This is a genomic window from Paenibacillus sp. fava2, from assembly GCF_058313675.1.
In genome coordinates this window covers 2,914,578-2,935,742 of the sequence record NZ_CM177755.1, presented here as the reverse complement: position 1 = coordinate 2,935,742, position 21,165 = coordinate 2,914,578, and the positions used below count along the sequence as shown (strand labels likewise).

Below are 21,165 nucleotides of genomic sequence, written 5' to 3'. Positions count from 1 at the left end.
TCCAGAGAATAGAGGGACACCGTCAGGCCTCAGCCCGTCCAAGAAAAGCATCCACCTGCTCTTTCACCGGTATGGAGCTCTGGGCTCCGGCAGCCGATACGGCAAGCGCTGCTGCTGCAGACGCATAATGCAGACTGGCCTTCAGCTCCATGCCACCGTAATAGGCAGCGGCGAATGCCCCGATAAAAGTGTCCCCGGCCGCTGTAGTATCCACAGTGTTAACCGGATAAGACGGAGTCTCTATTACCGTTCCGTCTGCATCCATAAATAGTGAGCCTTTGCTGCCCAGTGTAATGATCAGCTGCGGGATGCCTTCCCCCATCAGATGGTTTCCGGCTGAGCGGGCCTCCCCGAAGCTTTCAACCGGGAGTCCGCTTAAGGCCTCCGCTTCAGTTTCGTTCACAATCAGCAGCCTGATCCGGCTAAGCCGGCCGGGCTCAAACCCGTTTACCGGAGCAGGATTCATACAGACTGGAACCCCTGCCTCCTCCGCCCTTATAAGCACCTCTTCATTCACAGAGCCCTGTATTTCATTCTGCAGCAGAATCACATCATAGCCGGTAAAATCAAGAGCGCCCAGATCTTCAGAACAGTAGCTGTAGTTCGCGCCGGGTGAGAGAATGATGCTGTTCTCACCCGATGCTTCAGTTGTTATCAGAGCGATCCCGCTCGTTTCCGGCTTTAAGGCAATTGCTGAGGTGTCAATTCCCTCTGCCTCAAGCTGACTATACAGCTGCCGGCCAAACGCGTCCGAACCGAGACCGCCTGCCATCGTTACGGCCGCTCCCGAACGGGAGGCGGCACAGGCCTGGTTCGCTCCTTTACCGCCGGCGTGAAAGCCGGTTCCTAGACCCTGTATCGTCTCTCCCGGAACAGGAAGACACTGGACCCGGGTAACAATATCCATATTCATGCTGCCTACGACAAGTATGTTGGCCATATGTCCTCCTTCGGGCTGCTAGTTCAGCTTTTTAACCGACCCGCGCTTGATCAGCTCCACATCCAGCACGATCCTTTTCAGCTTCGCCTGCTCACCCGGCGGTGTCTTGATCTTCTGGATGAGCATTTCTGTTGCTTGTATCCCCATCTCCCTCATCGGTCTGCCAACGACAGTGACCCGGGGCTGGACAAACTGGGCAAGCTCATTCTCGTCGAAGCCGATCAGGGAAATATCTTCTCCGATCCGGAGATTCAGATCCCGTATAGCCTTGATGGCCCCTGTACAGATTACGTTATTGGTGGCAAAGATAGCCGTCGGCGGCTCAGCGGACTGCATCAGCTCCATTGTGAACCTGTATCCGTCCTCCTCTAGCCACTTCCCCTGCTTATGATAGCCGGGCTCAGGTACTATGCCATGCTCATGTAAAGCCTGATGATACCCCCAGTACCGGTCTTTACCGTCATTAAAATCATGGGCCCCGTCAATAATGGCAATCCGCTCATGGCCGTATTCCACAAAATGCTTGGCCGCCTCGTACGCACCGCGGAAGTTATCAATCAGCACCCCGTCATGTCCGCAATCATTGATGTACCGGTCTACCAGTATGGTTGGCTTGCGGATATTCCGGTAAAAGCCAGCCTCTTTATGAGTACCGATCAGAATGATGCCGTCTACGTTCCGTCCCAGAAAGCCTTCAAAAAATTCCTCTTCCTCCGCCTCGTCGTTATAAGTAGACACAACCAGGGTGGAAAAGCCCTCCTTCTTGGCCGCCTCAACCGTTCCGCCGATAACGGCTGTGTAGAACGGGTTCTGAATTTCCGGAACAACGACCGCGAGCATATGCGTTTTTTTGTTCACCATGGATGCAGCCATCGTATTGGGCACGAAATTCAGCTCTTCGATAATCCGCTGAATTTTTTTGCGGGTGGCATCACTTACGCGGTCCCTGCCGTTCATCACCCGTGAGACGGTAGCCACGGAGACTCCGGCCAGCCTGGCTACATCTTTGATCGTTATTTCTTTCTCCGCCATATTTTTCCTCTCTGTCATAACGTTTACGCAACCTATTTCTTATTTGCAGCAGTGTTATGATCGGTAAAGTATCCTCAACTTTGCAAAAACGTTTACGCAATTTCTAGGTTCATTTTAGTATAGGCTTTTCAGGATTACAATCCCTTTTTACAAAAAAATTAAAATAAAAACGGTTTCAAAACAAATATATGACGCAATGGTGTTATGTATCGTGGTTCGATTTTCCATTTTAAATATTTTTTTCAGTTTTTGATGATATATTATCTAACATCAAGTGCTGTTGGATAAACTGTTTTCCTATAGAATCGAATTTCCGTTTACTGGTTATGCAGCTTCTTTTTCTCAATTGCAAGTACATATATTTTGCGGAAAATTGGTGTAAAAACGTTTTCGCAAATGTGGTGTATTGCACGTAAAAGACACGGCAGCATAGTCGGCATGCTTCCGTGTCTTTTGCAGAAAAGTATAGCTGTTTAACGCCGCTTATGCCGGAAAAAGGAAACCGCCAGCAGAAATACGGGAATTGCGATCATATTGAGCGGCAGCACATAACGGACCCATATGCCCTTCAGCAAGAGTCCGGCCGGCGGATTCAGCTTAATGACCAGCATGGTGAGGATAAAGGTGACAGGAGCCACAACCCAGGTTATTTTTTTCCAGCTGCGCGTTTTTCCTATCCACTGTGCGACTCCGTAGCTGGTAATGAACATGTAGATCGACAGCTTGACGAAGATGCAGACCAGCCATACCGCCATCACAAAAATATCCATATTCTGAATAAATTCCATCAGATAGACCAGCTTGACCATCTCAAAAAAGGGAAATTGCAGCCGTCCGCCAACGGCCGGGCCAAAGGTCATGATGACCCACAGAACACCTAAAAGCAGCAGAACTGCCGAAAAGCCGACTGCCAGCAGCAGCGCCTTACGGGTCTCTTTGCCGGGATGATCCGTAAAGGGAAAGAGCATCATGAGCAGCACAGCTTCTCCCAGCAGTGACACCGGGGCCAGCGCCCCTCCGGCAATCGTCCACAGTCCGGTATCCGCATATACAGGCAGCAGCATGGGCCAGTTCAGATTATTAAAAGTCAGGCCAAAGGTAAGCACGAGGATGATCATCAGAATCGGCCCCCACAGCTCACTGACTCTGCCGATCGCCTCTATCCCGCCATGATATACAGTGTATAACACCACCCCGATCATCGTCCCGATCACAATCCAGTCCGGTGTTTTATAGAGGACACTCAGCCGGATGAACAGATACTCGTCGCGCAGAATCAGACTCATAACCCAGAACCACTGGAGGATATAAGGAATAACGATCAGCCTGCCGGCCCATTTTCCAAGTATAGCAGCACTGAACTCTATTAAAGTCTGCTGCGGATACCGGGAACTGAGCCGGGCCGCAGTATAAGTAATGACCAGCGCCATCATTCCGGCCAAAATATAAGAAATCCAGGCATCCTGTTTGGCGCTCCGGATCGTAGCCGTCATCGTAATAAGCAGATTAATGCCAATTTCCATCATCATAATCATCCAGAACAGCTGCCGGTTGCTGATCTTCATCTTCATCTTCATCTACTTCTCACCGCCCTCTCTGGTAGGCAGCAGAGATTCTCCCGTAATTCCTGTTCCGGTGACATTAAGCTTAACCTTGATATCCAGCTCAATGCCGGGAAAGACCCTTTCCCAGTCGGCGGCAAGCGTCTTCCAGCGGTAAGGGTGACGCTGGTGAATCGTATCTCCTAACCCGAATACGTCTGTTTTGAACTCCTTTTGCACCTTATTGACAACCTTTTTAACCCGTGCCTCAAGGTAATCGTTCATCCGGGCTTCGACCTTATTCACATTCTCTTCCTTAGACAGATTCAGCGGCGAATTATTCTCCTCTATGTAGCCTTTGCCCTCAAGCAGAATCCTGAACTTTGGCAATCCGCCGTCTAACAAAGGTGTAATATGGCTTTTAAAGGTATCCACATTAACCGTTACCGTCTTCCCGCTGCTTGCCCCCGAAAGGGCATCTTCAGCTGAACCTCCCGGTTGATCCGCATCTATAGAATTGATAATCGTAGTAAAACTGCGGGCAGTCAGCTGATTTGCAATCCAGAGTCTGACCCAGAATTCATCGTAATTCAGATAGCCTGCCAGCTTCAGCTGACTGTTAAAAATAGCCGCACCGGATAAACCGAGCGTTGTCTGCGGCGGGCTGTCGTTTTTGGTTTTTTTATCCGTCTGAACCTCCGGCTGCAGAATCGAAAGCGCAGGCACGATCCCGCAGCCGGTGCCATTAGCCATAATATAGAAGTCCAGCAGGGAGCGGCTGATCGGCGCCCCGTCCTTCTCCTGGATTTTCTGCACAGCGATCGCCGGGTTGGTCTCAAGCTGATAAGCCAGACTCATCGCCTCCTGTGCCGTCCCCCCTCTGACGACGAAAATATTCGTCCGCGGCCGGACCATCGGACTGCGGCCATACTCATCCAGGATGGAGAAGAGCCCGTGCTCCGCCAGCTTCTCCCCGATAAAGATATTCCGCCGGTGTCCCGGAAACAGCACCCGTGACAGCTTTCTTTGCATATTCTGCTCGGCGTCCCTGTTATTTTTCCCGTACGCGCTTTCCGTCATGAAGCCGGACCGTCCCCCCTGTTCCCCGCCCTGCTGTCCCCCTGATTTGGAGGCAAGCGGCAGCACCAGATTGGCAGTTGCCAGGTATCCTCCGTCCTCCGCCAGATCCATCCCCCAGCCCAGCACAATCGCCTGGTCGTTCAGCTCCTGCCTGTCCCAACATCCGGTCAGCAGCAGCGGTGCGATTAGGAAGAAGATTGTCATTTTCCTGTACATAAGCCAGCTTCCCTTTCCTGCCTGTTATTTGTTGCGTTTGGGGAAACGCGCGGTCCTGCCCCGCGCCAGCCAGGGCTGCAGCCAGCGCATTTTGGGTTTGGGCGCCCGGACAAGCACATCACTCAGATTACGGATTGACATGGGCGCATAAGGCGCCATATAAGGAACCCCAAAAGGCTTCAGCGTTACCATATGCACGGACAGGGCGATGAGAAATAATACAATTCCGTAGAAGCCCAATACGCCTGCGGCGACCAGCAGCGGAAAACGCAGCATCCGGTAGGCTGTTCCCAGGTTATAGACCGGAAATGCGAAGGAAGCGATCCCCGTCAGTGAAACGATGATGACCATCGGTGTAGAGATGATTCCTGCAGCTACTACCGCCTGCCCGATTACAAGGGCTCCCGCTATACTGACCGCCGGACCCACCTGCTGTGGCAGCCTGATGCCGGCCTCACGCAGGCCCTCGAAGATAAATTCCATAATAAGCGCTTCTATTACAGCTGGAAGCGGCACACCTTCACGGGCTGAGGCAATGCTGACGACAAGCGGTGTCGGAATGACCTGCAGATGGTAAGTGGTCAATGCCACATACAGTGACGGCAGCAGTAGTGAAATGTGGACAAACGTATAGCGGATCCAGCGCACAAACGTAGCGTAGATATACCTGTCCGTATAATCATCGACGGCCTGCAGCCCGGACCAGTACGTCATCGGCAAAATCAGCACGAAGGGCGTATTGTCCGTGATGATAACAACTTTACCTTCCAGCAGGCTGGAGACCGCTACATCCGGCCGCTCTGTATTCTGGATTTGCGGAAAGGGCGAGAACACATTATCCTCGATATATTCTTCGATATTGCTGGAATGGATAATGCCGTCAAGCTCGATTTTTTGCAGACGGCTTCTCACCTCTTTAACCAGGTCTTCCTTGACAATGCCCTCCATGTAGGCGATCACGACTTCCGTTTCAGTCAGCCTGCCCAGTGTCATGCATTCCAGCTTCAGACTGGAGGAGCGGATCCGCCGCCGCAGCAGGGAGGTGTTGGTCCGGATCGCCTCCATAAATGCATCCCGCGGTCCGCGGACGACCTTTTCCGAAGTGGCTTCCTCGATCGCGCGCTTCTCCATCTTGACCAGATCGGCCAGCAGCACAAAGGCGTTTCCCTCCGTAAAAACAGCGGTTTCCCCGCGCAGGACCGCCTGGATAACCTGCTGTGTCTCATACGCCATGCTGATTTTGAGCGATGGAATAAAGATCTCCTTCAGCTCCGCCTTCCGGGACTCATCCACCCTGGAGCTGCTGCGGAAATGCTCAAACAGCGGCTGGAGCACAAACTCATCCACGGCCAGGACATCGCACATCCCATCCACATAGATCAGCGTGGCCCGGTCCAGTCCGCCGATGCTGCAGTTGCGGTACATAATATCCGAGCAATTCAGGAATTCCAGCTTCATCCGCTCTATATTGAATGACAGGTCCGGAGACAGCATTTCCGGCTCCTCGCGCTTACTGAATGTTGTCTGTTGTTTCATGTGCCATCCCCCCATGGTTGGTATTTGCAGGGAATGGGGGAATTATGCGCCCAGACAGGCATTTTCAGCCAACCCAAATAAAAAAAGAGCGCAGCCGCATCCCGCGGTCTGCACTCTTTCAGACATCACAACTACTTCAAATTTTGCAGCATATCCCTTATCTTCGTATAGTGACCACTGACCTTATCGGCCATATAGTTATACATCAGCTGATTCTCCGCCAGATTTGCCATTTCCAGATCCATGTCCACATTGTTGCCGTTATTGTTCATCGCTGTATCCGTGCTGCGGACAATTTGATAAGGGATCAGGGAAGCATTGTTATCTTTAATTCCAAAGTGCCTGGAATGGGTCTGCCTGATTTCCAGGTCATCCCTTGACCCGCTGCTGATTGCCCGTCTGAGCTCGTCTTCGAACACCACCGTTTTCTTCTTATAATGGGGCGTGTCTGCATTGGCAATGTTCTCGGCGATCGTCTGGTGCCGTACGTTGAGTATCTGTAAAAAGGATTCATTAAGTCTGGAAGAATTGCTCTCGATCAAGGTTACACCTCCTTTCCGCTGCCGGCTGCCGGCTCATTTTTGCGGGGAAACCTCAGCGTTACCCTCGTCCATTCCCCGTACACACTTTCGATCTGAAGCTCTCCGGCGTAGCCTTCCATTAACCGTTTGGCAATAGCCAGTCCGAGCCCGTTGCCTCCATGCTTGCGGCTGCGTGCCTTATCCACTCTGTAGAAACGGTTGGTGACCAGCTTCAGTTCATCTTCCGGTATGCCCATACCGTAATCCATGACCGAAATGGCTAAGCAGCCGGATTCCGCCGACGCAGTGACCCGGATCTCCTTCTGTTCTCTGGTGTACTTCATCGCGTTGTCCAAAATAATAATCATCATCTGCTGGAAATGGTTCTTTTGCACAGGCAGCACACAATCATCGTTAATCTCCAGCCTGGTGAGCATCCTGAATTCGGGGTTCACAAACTTGAAATTTTCAATGATTTCCCCGATAACCTGCTTCACCCGGATATTCTCAGGAGAATACTCTGCAATGGCAGCGGAATGGTTGGCCCGGGTCAAAATCAGCAGCTCGGAGACCATCTGAATCAGCCGGTTCGTTTCATTCAGGCTCAGTTGAATCGATCTGTTCAGAACCTCCGGATCATCCTTGCCCCAGCGTTTGATCATCGAAAGATGTCCATGGATAATGGAGAGCGGTGTCTTTAATTCATGCGAAGCATCTTCAATAAACTGCTGCTGCTGACGGAAGGATTGCTCCAGGCTGTCCATCAGCTCGTTGAACATCAGGGAGAGCTCTGTCATCTCATCCTGCTGGTTGCTGATCTGAACGCGTTCCTTCAGCCCGTTTTCCCTGATCCTCCGCATCGTCCGGATCATGGAATTGATCGGATTCAGCAGCTGGAACGAGATCAGGCGGCCCCCGATCAGACTGAGTATAATAGCTACAAAGCCTGTAATGATGAACAGCGTAGTGATCAGATTAATCAGGCTTTCGAAATTTTCAAGATTGCGTACAATTTCTACGGAACCGCGGAATCCGCTGATTTCCAGAGGCTGTCTGTAGATTAGCAGCGTATCTCCGCCCGGCGAGATTTCCAGCAGCTCCTCGGACGTAACATATTCGGGCTGCACCCAGTGCTCCGGAACTTTATCCGATATGGTGAGAATGGGAGAATCATTTCCGTCAACAATGCGGATGAGCTGATAGCGCTCGTTCAGTATTTTCAGATAATCCCCGCTGTCCGTAAGATCGCGCCCCGGTTCAAAATCCTGCAGATAAGCAACGACCTCGTGCATATTATTGCGGATAATTTCTTTTTCGTGATTGTTGACCCAGTTTTGGATCACAGTAAATTGCAGCAGATTATAGGAGAGAAACAGAAGCAGCATCAGAACAGCCGCCCACAGGGTCAGCTTCCACTTGATATTCATATTTCTGAGTGAGAGTCTTTTAACTTTTATCATCCCGTATTAAATATCCTATTCCTCTGACCGTTTGTATATATTCTTCCTTATTGGCGGTGTCCAGCTTGTTGCGCAGATGCCTGATATAGACATCAACCACATTGGTTTCGATCCCGACATCGTAGTCCCAGACCTGTCCGACCAGCATTTCCCTGGTTAACACCCGGTTGATATTTTTCAGCAAAATAAACAGCAGCTCGTATTCCTTCTTGGTCAGCTCAATCCACCGGTCGCCCTTTTTCAGCATTCTGGACTCGATATGCAGCTCCAGATCCTTGAACGTAAGCACCATCGGCGGCTGACTGCCCAGCTTCTCTGCCCTTCTGGCAATCACCCTGATCCTGGCCAGCAGCTCTTCAATGGCAAACGGTTTCGGAATATAATCATCAGCGCCTGTATCAAGTCCCATGACCCGGTCCATCACGCTGTCTCTTGCCGTAATCATGATAATCGGGATATCCTTCACTGCCTTCACACGCCGGCAAATTTCGATTCCGTTCAGATTCGGCAGCATAAGGTCAAGCAGAATGATGTCCCAGTCCTCGCTCAGGGCCAGCTCCAGCCCCTCTCTTCCATCATAGGCCGGCTGCGCCTCATAACCTTCATGCTTCAGTTCCAGTATGATAAAATCGGACAACCCTTCCTCATCTTCAATAACCAGGATGCGCATCCTTAGGCCTCCAATACCGACATCACTTACTCACCTCATTATAACCTGTTAAAATAACGCGGCGCTTAATGGTAAATGAAATTTTTTTCATAATCCGCAATTAATAAAAAAAGACAGACCTCCCGTTACGGACAGATCTGCCTTCCTGACGGGCCCCGTCAGAACAAAATTTCCCGCTTATTGATCTTGGCTCCCGTTAACGATTTCTCGAACATATCCAGGATGAACAGGAAATGCTCCGCCTCCCGGTACACATGATCAGCCAGCAGCGGATGAATAATGCTCTTGATCCGGCATTCCGCAATCAGATCGCGGGCTGTTTTTTTGAAGTCGCGCAGGGATTCAACCGACACCTTATTCTCATCGACAAACTGGCTGAGCAGAGGCACTGTCTGAGACTGCGGCCGCATTGAGCTCAGATCGATCGCCTGGAACATCAGGGTATCAAAATCATGGCTGAACTCCCTGGCCTGCTCAACCAGCTTGCGCTCGGAAGGATCCAGCAGGTGGCTGATAAACTTGGCGTGATCGGCCATAATTCTCAGGAAAAACACATTCTCATCAATGATTGCATCATGCAGCGGTTCAAGTGTGCCGTTATTGAGCTCCTCCAGCCGGTTGCGGAAATAATTGGCTTCCCTGCTCACATGATCGACCAGCAGCGGAAAATTGTTCTGGCCGGGGAGCTTGCACTGCAGGATGAGTCCGAGCACCTTTCTTTTGAATACCCAAATATGGCTTACCGCCGTATGAACTTCAACATTGAATGCCCTGATCGTCTGCGGATCTGTGTCTGCAGTAAACGTATAAGCCTTCCGCTCGATTTCCTCAAAGATGGCTTGAAACTGACTGGCCTCATTGATTAACTGTGTGTCTTCACACCGGAATCCCAGCCGCAGGAACAGTGAATGCTCCTTCATGATACGCGACCAAAACCGCGTCTCTTCCAGTGATCGGACTACAAAAGGATCGGACAATTGAATCCCTCCTGTATATTTCCCGGATTTAAGCTACCTAGAAAATATACGGGAGCCGGCTTGGCTATATGTATAGCAGACCAGCAGGTTTCCAAAACTATTTTGTTATGTTCGTCCGTCTGACCAGCTGTTCGCTTCTAATCAAACTAAGTGGAAAATCGCCTACTATTTCTTTGAATAGTTACAGGGGAGGGGATTCTAGTTGGAAAAAGGACTCTTAATTGCTCTGTTTATGCGTCTACAGGGGGTTTCGGGCTGATTTAAGTAGCAATTTTCCACTTAATGATATGAAACACAGGAAAACCCTTTAAATAAGTGGCAAAAATCCAACTAAATAGAAAAAGCAGACCGGAACCCTTCCGGTCTGCTTCAAAACCTGTAATCCTACAGCTGCATAAAGCTGTACAACAGCTTAGCCATTTCCGCACGCGTAACCCCGGCCTGCGGGTCAAAGCGGTTATCGGCTTTGCCGCTGAGCAGGCCCTTCGCTTGCAGCTCGCCGACTGCCTGCGCTGCCCATGCAGCAATGTCAGCTGCATCCTTGAAGCTTGGTGCAGCAGAAGCCACTGCTTGAGCTCCGTCTTTATATTCCAGCATTCTGCTAAGAATAACAGCTGCCTCCTCGCGAGTAATCTCATCCTGCGGCCGGAACTTGCCGCCTGCACCCTGGATGAAGCCGAGCTCAGCCGCTTTAGCAACAGATGCTGCGTAATAAGCATTGGCAGCTACATCCGTAAAGGTGCCTGCTCCCGCTGCTTCCAGGCCCAGTGCGCGAACGGCCAGCACTGCAAAGTCCGCTCTCGTTAATCCGGCCTGCGGCTGGTAATGCGTAGCATCGACGCCTGTCGCGACATGCTTGGCAGCCAGCCTGGAGATGTAGCTCTCAGCCCAATGGCCTGCAGTATCACTGAACTGCTTGTGATACTCCGCGACAGCAAAGGTGGAGAAGTGGCTGGTTGTAAATTCAAAACCGCCAGCTTTCAGCTCGCCGCCCATGTACTCCAGCTGGCCATTGTTCAAGTAGTACACGCCGGCATAGTCGGAATCGATGGCACTGCGCTGCTGCTCAGACAGCGGAATCGTTACCGTTACTTTGCCCTTCAGCTGATGAACCGCTGTTGGAGTACCATTGCTAACGGTACTCAATTCCAGTGTGATCACTGCCTGCGGCTCCTTGAATTCGCTTGTGCTGCCGCCTGCGGACCGAACCGTCTGCTTCAGGGCATCTGTCAAAGAGGAATCCACGTTAAGCAGAACGGACTGTGTACCGTCTGTCAGTTCAGGCAATGAGCCCGCCGGGATAGACAGCTCCATGCCGGCAGCTGAAATGTGCAGCGCAACCTGCTTGCTTACAGCCAGCTTAAGCGCAGAAGCATCCAGCTGCAGCTTCGCTTGTCCCTGTGCACCGCTGAGCTCAAGGTTAATTTCGCCGTTTGCGGAGGACTCATTAACCAGTTTGCTCAGCGCAGCCTGATCTGCCGTATAAACACCTTCGCTGTCCTTCTCCAGCGTCAGGCTTCCCTGAACGGCGGGAGCCGGTGTTGCCGTCGGCGAAGGCGTTGCCGGTGTGGTCACACCGCCCGGTGCCGGTGTTGCTTCCGGAGCCGGTGTCACCTCAGGTGTCGGCGTCACTTCCGGTTTTGGCGTTTCTGCCGGAACCTCCTGCTTGCCGGTATTGAAGCCCCAAATATCAGACAACACCATGCCGGAATGCTGATCTTCCGCTTTTACATACCATTGATAGTAGCTGTCCGGATTGAGAGATTTCCATACTGCTGTAACTTCAGAACCGCTGGCTACATCCTTTTGTGCAGCAATTTCCTGACCGGTGTACACTTTTACCCCGATGTAGTCAGTCGCTACGCGCTTGGTCACCGGCTGGAGATCCAGATCCAGTGTGAACTCGTCCTTGCCCGGATATTCCGGCTCATCGTAGTAATTGTAGTCGTCAAGGTACGGCGAATAAGTCTTCACATGCAGCTTGTTGCCTGCAGTATCGAACTGCAGTAGACGAATGTACCCGAGACCGCCTTCCGGCGCACCCTGGTAATCGGCCAGCATCTGATACACGTTGCGGTCAGGCACGCCGTCACCGTTATCGTCCAGCTGATCTACCTTCAGCTCGGCATCATGGTAGTGGCCGGACAACGCCGCAATGACGTTTTTGTTCGGCTTAACCACTTTTTCAAAGATTTGATCAGCAATCGGTGCGCGGTTATTGGAAACCAGCAGATATTCATGCAATGCCAGAATCGCTTTGCGCTCCGGATAGCGGGCGACGATCTCGTTCATCCAGTCGATCTCTTCATCTCCCAGACCCCAGCCCATATACACGATTACATAGTCGTTACCGCCTGCAGACACCAGGTCATAGTGCCCCATATTATTGTTGTAGGTACCGCCATAGCTAGGGAGATTCTTAAATCGCCACTCGCCAAAATACTTCCAGAACTCCGTATAATCCCCCGTCTGGTGACCGACATCATGATTCCCGGCCAGGACGCCGTATGGGATGCCCGCATCCTCCAGAACAGCCATGTTTTTGTCGGCTTCCAGCCACTGGTATTCCTGATACGACTTGTCCACCAGGTCACCGGTGTGGATAACATACTTCACATTGAGATTGTCCTTGTTGTCGGCGATCCACTGTACATTTTTCTCATAGATGTAAGGATAGCTCTGCGAATAGTACTGGGTATCCGACATCCATACAAAGGTATAATCGTAGGTATCTTCAGTCACCGTAGCAGGAGTGTCTGTCTTGGCAATCTCATCCTGCACCATAACAGAAACGCTGTTCTTTTGGTTGTAATCGCCTGCCAGCACCGTTGCGCCCAGGGTAAAATCAGTATCCCCGGCAATCTTGTAGTCCAGCAGCTTCCAGCTTCCCGCTTCAGGACTCCAGGCATACAGGCTGACCTTACGGCCCGGCAAAGAGTTGCCCTTCCATTCCACATCCACACGGTCTGTATCGGACACAGACTCATCCAGCTTTATTTCGTAACGCTGATAAGGAAACTGCTCTACAGAATCGTTGATGAGGTATTGCCCGTCCACCGAGCTGATCGCTGAATATTCTTCGCTCGTGAAGGCTGCTTCTCCAGCAGGCACCTGCTGCTTGGGCGGCTCGGTATCGGAAGCATTTTTGTAGCCGCTGAAGCCCTGCTCCGCGCGCTCTCCGTCATACTTGAAGCCCTTATAATAGGTTACGTCCATCCGGTCACCGGCAGGATCCTCCACCTTCACCTTCAGCTCAGGGCTTGTTCCTGCAGCCGTTGCATCCTGAGCGGGGGAGATCAGCTGCGGAGCAAGCGGATTCTCGTCCGGCACCTTGAACTGCACGGCTTTTTCCGCCTTGTTGCCGGCGTAGTCCACAGCAGTGATCTGCAGGGTATGCGCGCCTGCGGACAGCTGGCCGGAGCTCGTCTGATACGGCAGCGTGATCGCCTTACCGTCCAGCTTGACAATAACCTCGCTTACTCCGGCGTACTGATCCTTAATATCAGCTTTCATTTCAAACTGGCCGCGGTACGTCTCTCCGTCTTTAATGTTCGGCTGGATCACCGGTGCTGTATTGTCTACGATTACAGATGACTCAATCTTTTCTCCGCCCTGTAAGAGCGACAAGCTATGAGGCCCGTCCGCCCAGGCAGTAGTATCCCAATCATAAGACTTAGATTCCAGAAGCTCCTGGTTCAGGTTGAACTGGAACCCGATGGATTCGTGTTTGCCGGCGCTGTCGCCCATTTTGATTTCTTTGTCGCGTTCAGCGTAGGCAGGGTCCAGGATTTCTGTACCGTCCGCCAGCAGAAGACGCACATTTTTAATCTCAAAATCATCCTTGTTCTCCTCCGGACGCGGATCAAACGGCGATGACTTGGAGCCTGCACGGATGTAAATGGTATTGTCCGGGCCCGACTTCAGGGCAGCCGCTTTAATCGGGAAAGACAGTGTAGTGTACGAAGTAATCGGGTCCATGAAGGTATACAGGATACTGGCATCACCCAGCTCCTCCGGTCCCATCGTAATTCCGTTTTTAAAATAATAATCTACATTTTTGGCATCGAAGACGAAATAAGCATCATTTTCTAATGAGACATAAGTGTCTTCAGCAGCCACTGCCTTACTGTCAATTTGCAGGGCCAGCTCTTCAGGCTTAACTGTCGCAGAGGTTCCCTTCACAGTAACTTTGCCGCTGACCAGGCTGTCCTCCTTAAGATTCAGACGGAGGGCCGACCGGTCGGGGCCGCCGGTGATTTTTACGGTATAGACTGGAGACTTTGTGATATTGGTGCCGTCAGAAACTGTGTAATAATAACGGACCTCTGTTCTGCCGATCAGATCAGCCGAGGACAGCTTGTGGTGGTACAGCGTATCGTTATAGTCCTGGGACAGGTTATAGGAGACGTATTCCGGCTTCTTGTCGCTAGCAATGTGGACTTCTACAGATTTAATATCCTTGTCATCATCGGCAAAAGCTTTCAGCTCAAGTCCCTTGGACTGGTCGATCTCAGTAACATCCGTCAGATCGTTAACCGTAGGAGGCACAGTATCAGGCTCAACATGCACCGGGGTTGCCGGTACCTGGAAGGCATCGGCCTTACCGGGAGTCGGGGCAGCAGCCCCAGAGCTGATCTTCAGCATTTTTTCTGCGCCGTTCACCGGATATTTATACAGAAGCGCTTTGTTCTCCTTCGTCTCATCGCCTTTCGTGCCGCCGTTGTAAAGCGTGTCAGCATCGTAATAAGCGGAGGAGATGTCCTTTTCGGTATTGCTCTTGATCACGATAGCCCGGCGGCCGGAGTTGGCCATGCCATCGCTTTTGATCTGGAACAGATTGGTGCCGAGCGCAAGATTCGTCTGGAATGCCGCATTAAAATCATCGGCCGTGTAAGAAGTGTTCGCACTGTTAATGATCCAGAATACCACGGACTGCTGTGCTGGAATGATCAGGCTCTCTTCGGTAGACGGCCACTTCACATCAGCTGCCGTTCCTTTATCGGGGTAGCGGTAATACACCTTGTAATTTTTAAAATCGACCGGCTGATCCGTGTTATTGTATACCTCGATAAATTCAAACGCATCGGTGCTTGTCCCGGCGACATTGCTGGAATTCGGCAGCAGCTCGGTAATCAGCAGAGGCGGTACAGTGTCGTTGTTGTACTCCGGCAGATTCACGTGAACTGAATAGCTTTCAGATACGTCCTTGACGCGGATGCTATAGTGCAGCTCCGGTTCTTCCATGGCCGCAGCCGGTATTACTGCCTTATATACATCGCCGCTCTCTTTGGTCATGGTTACGACCGTTTCCCGCTGCTGCGATTCCGTGCGGTATAAGAGTTCAACCGCGGGTGCAGCCGCATCGCCATCTGTCTGCAGATTGCTGACCGTTGCCTGAACCGCAAGATCGGAGGGATCAGTGCTTGTTACCGGAACATGCTTGATTACCGGCTTCTGCTCTTCTCCGGGCACATTTTTATCGGGAAGCTGGCCAGAGATAACCGTACCCGGTGTAGCATCAATAGTGCCGGATTCCGGCAGAAGGGTCATATCCGTTCCGCCCGCTGCCGGGTAGGCAAAAATAATGCCCTTGTTCTCTTTTACCTGCTCTTTCTGATATGTAGCGGAAATGATCGTTTTATCATTCGCTCTGGAACGGATCTGCAGATTGCGTGCAGCCGTGTTGGCCATTCCGCCTCCGCCGTTAATCCGGAACAGATTTACGCCTTCCTGCAGCGCCACATTAAAATTAGTGTTGAACTGATCCGCAGTCAGCTCTTCGTTCGTACCGTTCATCACCCAAAAGACAATGCTGCCATGGGCGGGAATTACAGCGTCCTGGTCGTACTTCCAATTGTCTTTGTTATTATAGAAGAAATAATAATCCTTGAAATTCACTGCGCTGTCGGTATTGTTGTACACTTCAACAAATTCATAGGCATCCGCCTTGTTGAAGTTGGCTGTATCCGGCACCAGCTCGGTAATCAGCAGGCCGCCCGCCTGTACGGGATCTGCATACACTGCTGCAGTGACAGATGCTTGTGCTTCCGGCTCTTGCGCAGCAGGTTCTGCACTGATCGTATCAAGAATACTGGCCGTCTGCTGATCCTGCAGCTCCTCCAGCCCGGCAGCAAAACTGCCCGGGGTTACTGCCCCCATCATCAGCGTACCGGCAATTACGCCTGAGAATAACCGTTTACCTCTTGGTTGACTTTTCAAAGATGCTCACTCCCCGTTATCGTCTATTAAATCCCGTAATTCCAATTTTCGACACTTTCAAAAGTATACGAGGCGTTTATTAAGCGGGGATCAGAGTTATGTAAAATTTTAGTTATCGTTTTTAACAAACTACATAGATTGAATTAAAGATCTTTATGTTTTGGGATTGGCCGTGACTCCAGAGAATGTTTGGACTTCCGGCCGCTGTTGTCTGCAGATTTCTTCAATTGTACCGCTACTCGCGGTTGAAATCCGCAGACAAAGGCGGTCGCTACTGCTCCTCCAGTTCCAAAATTCCCCTCCGCCACTTTTCCCATAACTTAAATTTTCAAGTTCAATCTATGTAAGAGGGGGCCGCCAAAAAAGAGCAGCCGGCGATCCGGCTGCTCCTCCTCTAACACCACCCAGCATATTACTTGCTGACGGTTACCTTAATAATGTCACTTACGGTCTCGCCCGCTGCGTTAACCAGCTCTGCCCGGTATTCATACTCCCCGGGAGCGCGGCCGCTGACGGAAGTGACAGCGCTTTGAGCTGCAGGCGTGTTAGCATTCAGCGCCTGCGTGTCGATCAGCTTACCATTCTCATACAGACGATACTCTGTAGCGTTAGTGCCCCACCACAGATTCATCGTTACCTTATAAGAACCGTCTCCGTCCCAGTTGTCATGGGCCAATACCGGCTTGCCCGGAGCAGCATCACGGATCGTTACCGTGAGCGGCTGGCTCTGGGTGGTGCCGAATTTGTTGGTCAGCTCTGCTGTGTATACATAGGTGCCGTTTGCTTTGCCTTGAACGGCTGTGCTGGCCGTCTGGGCAGACGGGGAGGCATCCTTCAGCTGCTTGGAGTCAATCAGTGTGCCATTTTCGTAAAGCTTGTAGCTGACAGCGTTATTGCCCCACCACAGATTCATCGTTACGGTAAAGTTACCGTCACTCAGCCCGCTGCTGTGGCCGCTGTTCGAAGACAGCACAGCCTGTCCAGGCTTGTCTGTTGCGAGAACCGCTCCGCCGGTAATCTGGAAGGTGTAGCTCTTCTCGGCAATGTTGCCCGCAGCATCTGTCACAATGTACTTTACTGCGTGGGGCCCTGCACCCAGTGCCGCTGCACTCAAGGTCTGCCCTTCAGCAACAGGCTGTCCATCCAGCAGTAGCTGCTTAGAGGCAACACCTGAGAGCTTGTCTTCAGCAGCCAGCTCAAATTTCAGCTGCGCTTCCTCTGTCACATCGCCGACGGGATGGCCGGACTCCGTCAGCTCCGCTGTTGGCAGTGCGGTATCAATGTTAAGGCTCAATGTCTTCGCAACTTCTCCCTTGCCTTTGGCTGAAACCGCATGGTAAACCACCGTATGCCGTCCGTCTTCACTCACGGCCACAGGTGTGCTGTACAAGGCTTCTGCGCCGCTGTTCAGCGAGTAATAAATTTGGGCTGTATCGGAATCCGCCTTGAGGCTCACTTCAACGGACTTGTTCAGCCAGCCGGCAGCGTTCGGCTCTGCGGACAGCTTCGCTGTTGTTACCGGAGCGGCTTCCTCTAGCGCGGCGCTGAAGTCTCCGAGGCTTCTCGGCTTGAGCTGGAAGACGCCCTTAAAAATCGCGGCAACGCCTGTAATATCAAGTTTCTGTCCTTCCGTATAAGGGAAGCTCTCCTGCGTAATGCCTGTGCGGACATCCACCCGGATATGATTGCTTGTCCCGTCACCGGCAATAGCATCAAATTCGAAGGAACCGCTTGGAGCAGCAGAGATTATGTTCGTTACTTCCACATTACCAAGCTTGATCAGCTGACCCTGATTGCTGTCGCTTACCGCCGATGCGGTGACCGGCTGAGGCAGCACTGCTGTGCCAATCTTTTCAATCTTTACAACCTCAGTCAGCTCCAGCTCCGTATTGTACAGCGCTGTAGATGCCGTTACCTTAACCGTGTCACCGGCATGAAAGCCGCTTTGGCTCTGGTAGACATACAGTCCGCCGGTCTCATCCTGCAGGTAAAAGGCCTGGCCGCCGAAGATACCCGGTTCGGTCGTTACAACACCCTCTATCGTCACCAGGGTGCCGGCTGCTTGTGTCCGTGCTTCAGAGATGGTTACAGCCGCCGGAATCGGATCTTCCTCGGACGGCAGCGGCTCTGCCGGTACGTTGCCGAGCGTTACCGCCTGGGTGATCAGGTTCGTGCCGTTCTGGCGCAGCCGCAGATTGGAGGCCACTGTAGTGCCCGGCTTGATCTGCACAGTCAGGTCCTTATAGGCATGGCCGTTCAGGTCTGCCGTCAGGCTGAAATTCGAGCTATAGCCGTAGCTTGCGGGCCAGGTGCCGTCACTGTTCTGGATCTTGGCAATCTGGGCCCCGCCGCTCACCTGGTAGATGCCCAGCTGAAAGCCGGATACACTGGTACCGGCAGGAATGTTATCCGCACTGACACGGATCTGGAAGTTCTGCGCATTCGGCAGCACCGCCTGATGCGTCAATTTGTACGCCGCATTGGCAGCGGACGCCGGACCGCCGTAAGAACCGGCCTTAAAGGTGCTGCGGTCATACCATTTGTAGCCGGCATTCGGCGCAGCCCATGGCTCCGGCTGCGGCTCGGTGGACAGCGCCGGCTCTTCGAACGGCAGCAGCTGGGTCGGCTGATCGAGCGTCAGACCGCTGACTTGGGTGAAATCCGTATAGCTCTCCTGCTCTGCAAGCCAGTTAACGGTGTTCACCAGAAGCTCAGCATCGTCAGCCTCTTTGAAGCCGTCGTATGTTGTTTTTTTGGCACCGGTATCCTCACGCAGATATTTCGGTGTTATATCCTCAACCGGTGAGGAATCGCCGATAAAGGCAGCTTTACCCGCGCCTTTTTTGGCAACAGCCACGTAAGGCCCTTCAGCTACGCCGCCGCCGTTGTAAACGCCCTGGTCTACAGCATTGCCCCAGGCAGCATTCGTTTTCGGCAGATAAACGATACCCTTCGCCCGGGCCGGGTCGAGGATCGCCAGTGTGGAGCCGGCATGCATAGCTACTCCAGAAACGCCTGTTGTAATGCCAAATGCCTGTTCTGGAGCCACGATATTGTTCGCGGTAATATCGCCGAGCGCGTTGTAACGGAACCGCACACCGAACTCGTCCGCCAGCCAGTCTGAGCTGACTACGCCCTGCATTGCAGCGGAACCGGCTTCTTCGGTGCTCATGCCCTTGGACGGGTTGTCCCAGGCCCCGCGGCGGTAGCCGTTGAAGGACTCATTGCCGTCCCAGCGGTTCTTGTTACGGTCCGCATTGTAGTGGTCGCCGATGAAAAAGATGCTGCCGCCATTCTCCACATATTCCGCCATCGCCGCCTGCTCACTGGCTTTGTATGGAATATTGGCTTCGGCCACGATGAAGACATCATAGCCGGAAAGATCACTGGACGTGATCGGAGTCGTCTTGCGAAGCTCCTTGACGTAATAACCTTCCTGGGCCAGCGCATTGCCAAAGTCGGAAAAAGCACCGTCGATCACCCAATCAGCCGCCCCGGCTGTCTGGGCGTGGGTATTGTCGAACAGAATTTTCTGGCCGGCGTGCTCATTGACTACTTTCGCTTCAATGAACGGTGCGGGATCGGCCGGCCCATCAGCGTATGCTGCCTGTCCGGCACCGAATGCGAACAACTGCAGCGGCACAGCAACCGCTGCAGCCAGCGTGCCGTTAAGCAGCTTCTTTTTCCAACCTGAATGCTTCTCCTTCATGTCCTGCCTCCTTAGGATATAAATCGGCGTCCTTTTCCATAATTGTCCACCGTTTGTCGTCTTATATGCTAGCATGCAAGAATCAAGAAAAACCCAGAAATATGTAAAGTGCTGCAAAATTATACTTTTGGCCTAGACTGTGGCAGAGAACCGGGTCGAATCTTGTAATAGAATTATGAAAAAAGTCACAGTATCACGCGAACTAGTGCCTGTTATATCCTAAACATTTCAATAACAAATACAGCAGCCGGCAATGAATGTCCGGCTGCTGTATGAACTGCGTATGAATTTGTGTTAACACAAAACATGATCTGCGGGAAACCTCACTCGGCAATGCCTTTAGTTCATTTCTTTCGCTCAATATCCGAGCTATACGGCACCGCTGTTTTCCGGATTCGTCTAACGATAATAAAAGCTGCTGCGGCCAAAAAAATAAGAACAGCCAGCAGCTGGGAGGTCCGGATATTTTCTCCGGCCTGCATTGTGCCCCAGCCCAGAAACTCCGCCGGGCTCCATAAGGCTTTTAACAGAGCTGCAAGCCAATCGGGTCCGGTAAAGGACAGGCTGTCTGTACGCACTCCTTCCACATAAAAGCGTCCGAGGGAGTACCATATAAAGTAGCCCATAAAGAGTTCAGCAGATTTCAGGAATTTTCTCCGCCTCAGAATTAACAGCAGAATAAGTCCGGTCAAGCTCCATACAGATTCATATAAGAAAGTCGGATGGTAATACTGGCCGTCTATGTACATCTGCTTCACAATGAAAGAAGGAAGCTTCAGCGTGCTGCTCAGAAATTCCTGTGATACGGGGCCGCCATGGGCCTCCTGATTCACAAAGTTCCCCCAGCGGCCGATCATTTGTCCCGTTATTAATCCTGGTGCGCAAATATCGGCAATCCGCCAGAAAGGATATCCCTTTGCTCTTGTATAGATAACCGCTGCAATTACCGCTCCTATCAATGCCCCGTAGATGGCGATACCACCGTTCCAGATCATGAAAACTTCGGCAATGTTATTCTTATAGCTGTCCCATTCAAAAGCCACATAATAGATTCTCGCGCCGACTATAGCAGATGGAAAGCCAATAAGCACCAGATCGTAGAAAAATTCCTTTTCGATCCCAAACCGCCTACCCTCACGGATAACAAGCATTAAGCCTATAAGAGCGCCTACCCCAATAATGATACCGTACCAGTGGACAGGAACCGGCCCAACGGAAAAGGCAACCGGATTCAGCATGCCGCTGTCACCTCCTAATGATGTTT

The 21,165-nt window shown here is 51.8% G+C and carries 12 protein-coding genes; all 12 read right to left on the bottom strand.

Annotated elements, in window-relative coordinates:
* Positions 1 to 22: 22 nt before the first annotated feature.
* Entirely contained in the window at positions 23 to 940 is a 918-nt protein-coding gene (locus AC4G46_RS12395) for a ribokinase (RefSeq protein ID WP_491128188.1), read from the bottom strand.
* A gap of 18 nt (positions 941 to 958) precedes the next feature.
* Positions 959 to 1,972: a LacI family DNA-binding transcriptional regulator gene (locus AC4G46_RS12390; RefSeq protein ID WP_491128187.1), complete on the bottom strand. Its 1,014-nt coding sequence runs from the start codon at positions 1,970 to 1,972 to the stop codon at positions 959 to 961.
* Positions 1,973 to 2,445: 473 nt separating this feature from the next.
* Positions 2,446 to 3,549 carry a GerAB/ArcD/ProY family transporter gene (locus AC4G46_RS12385; protein WP_491128186.1) on the bottom strand — a complete coding sequence of 368 codons (1,104 nt, stop codon included), beginning with the start codon at positions 3,547 to 3,549 and terminating at the stop codon, positions 2,446 to 2,448.
* Positions 3,550 to 4,809 carry a Ger(x)C family spore germination protein gene (locus AC4G46_RS12380; protein ID WP_491128185.1) on the bottom strand — a complete coding sequence of 420 codons (1,260 nt, stop codon included), beginning with the start codon at positions 4,807 to 4,809 and terminating at the stop codon, positions 3,550 to 3,552.
* Between the two features lie 24 nt (positions 4,810 to 4,833).
* Positions 4,834 to 6,345, bottom strand: a complete 1,512-nt coding sequence (locus AC4G46_RS12375) for a spore germination protein (protein ID WP_491128184.1) — start codon at positions 6,343 to 6,345, stop codon at positions 4,834 to 4,836.
* Positions 6,346 to 6,476: 131 nt separating this feature from the next.
* Complete coding sequence (flgB, locus tag AC4G46_RS12370; RefSeq protein WP_491128183.1) at positions 6,477 to 6,887, bottom strand: flagellar basal body rod protein FlgB; 411 nt, start codon at positions 6,885 to 6,887, stop codon at positions 6,477 to 6,479.
* A 2-nt stretch (positions 6,888 to 6,889) separates the two neighbouring features.
* Positions 6,890 to 8,293 carry a HAMP domain-containing sensor histidine kinase gene (locus AC4G46_RS12365; protein ID WP_491128182.1) on the bottom strand — a complete coding sequence of 468 codons (1,404 nt, stop codon included), beginning with the start codon at positions 8,291 to 8,293 and terminating at the stop codon, positions 6,890 to 6,892.
* 19 nt (positions 8,294 to 8,312) lie between these two features.
* Positions 8,313 to 8,996 carry a response regulator transcription factor gene (locus AC4G46_RS12360; protein WP_491128181.1) on the bottom strand — a complete coding sequence of 228 codons (684 nt, stop codon included), beginning with the start codon at positions 8,994 to 8,996 and terminating at the stop codon, positions 8,313 to 8,315.
* Positions 8,997 to 9,154: 158 nt separating this feature from the next.
* Positions 9,155 to 9,973, bottom strand: a complete 819-nt coding sequence (locus tag AC4G46_RS12355) for a DUF2935 domain-containing protein (protein WP_221802977.1) — start codon at positions 9,971 to 9,973, stop codon at positions 9,155 to 9,157.
* A 384-nt stretch (positions 9,974 to 10,357) separates the two neighbouring features.
* The gene (locus AC4G46_RS12350; RefSeq protein WP_491128180.1) at positions 10,358 to 16,192 is read right to left on the bottom strand and encodes an S-layer homology domain-containing protein; all 5,835 of its coding nucleotides are present in this window, start codon (positions 16,190 to 16,192) and stop codon (positions 10,358 to 10,360) included.
* Positions 16,193 to 16,604: 412 nt separating this feature from the next.
* On the bottom strand, positions 16,605 to 19,901 hold the full coding sequence (locus AC4G46_RS12345; RefSeq protein ID WP_491128179.1) for a chitinase N-terminal domain-containing protein: 3,297 nt from the start codon (positions 19,899 to 19,901) through the stop codon (positions 16,605 to 16,607).
* A gap of 344 nt (positions 19,902 to 20,245) precedes the next feature.
* Complete coding sequence (gene lgt, locus AC4G46_RS12340) at positions 20,246 to 21,139, bottom strand: prolipoprotein diacylglyceryl transferase (protein WP_491128178.1); 894 nt, start codon at positions 21,137 to 21,139, stop codon at positions 20,246 to 20,248.
* Positions 21,140 to 21,165 lie beyond the last annotated feature (26 nt).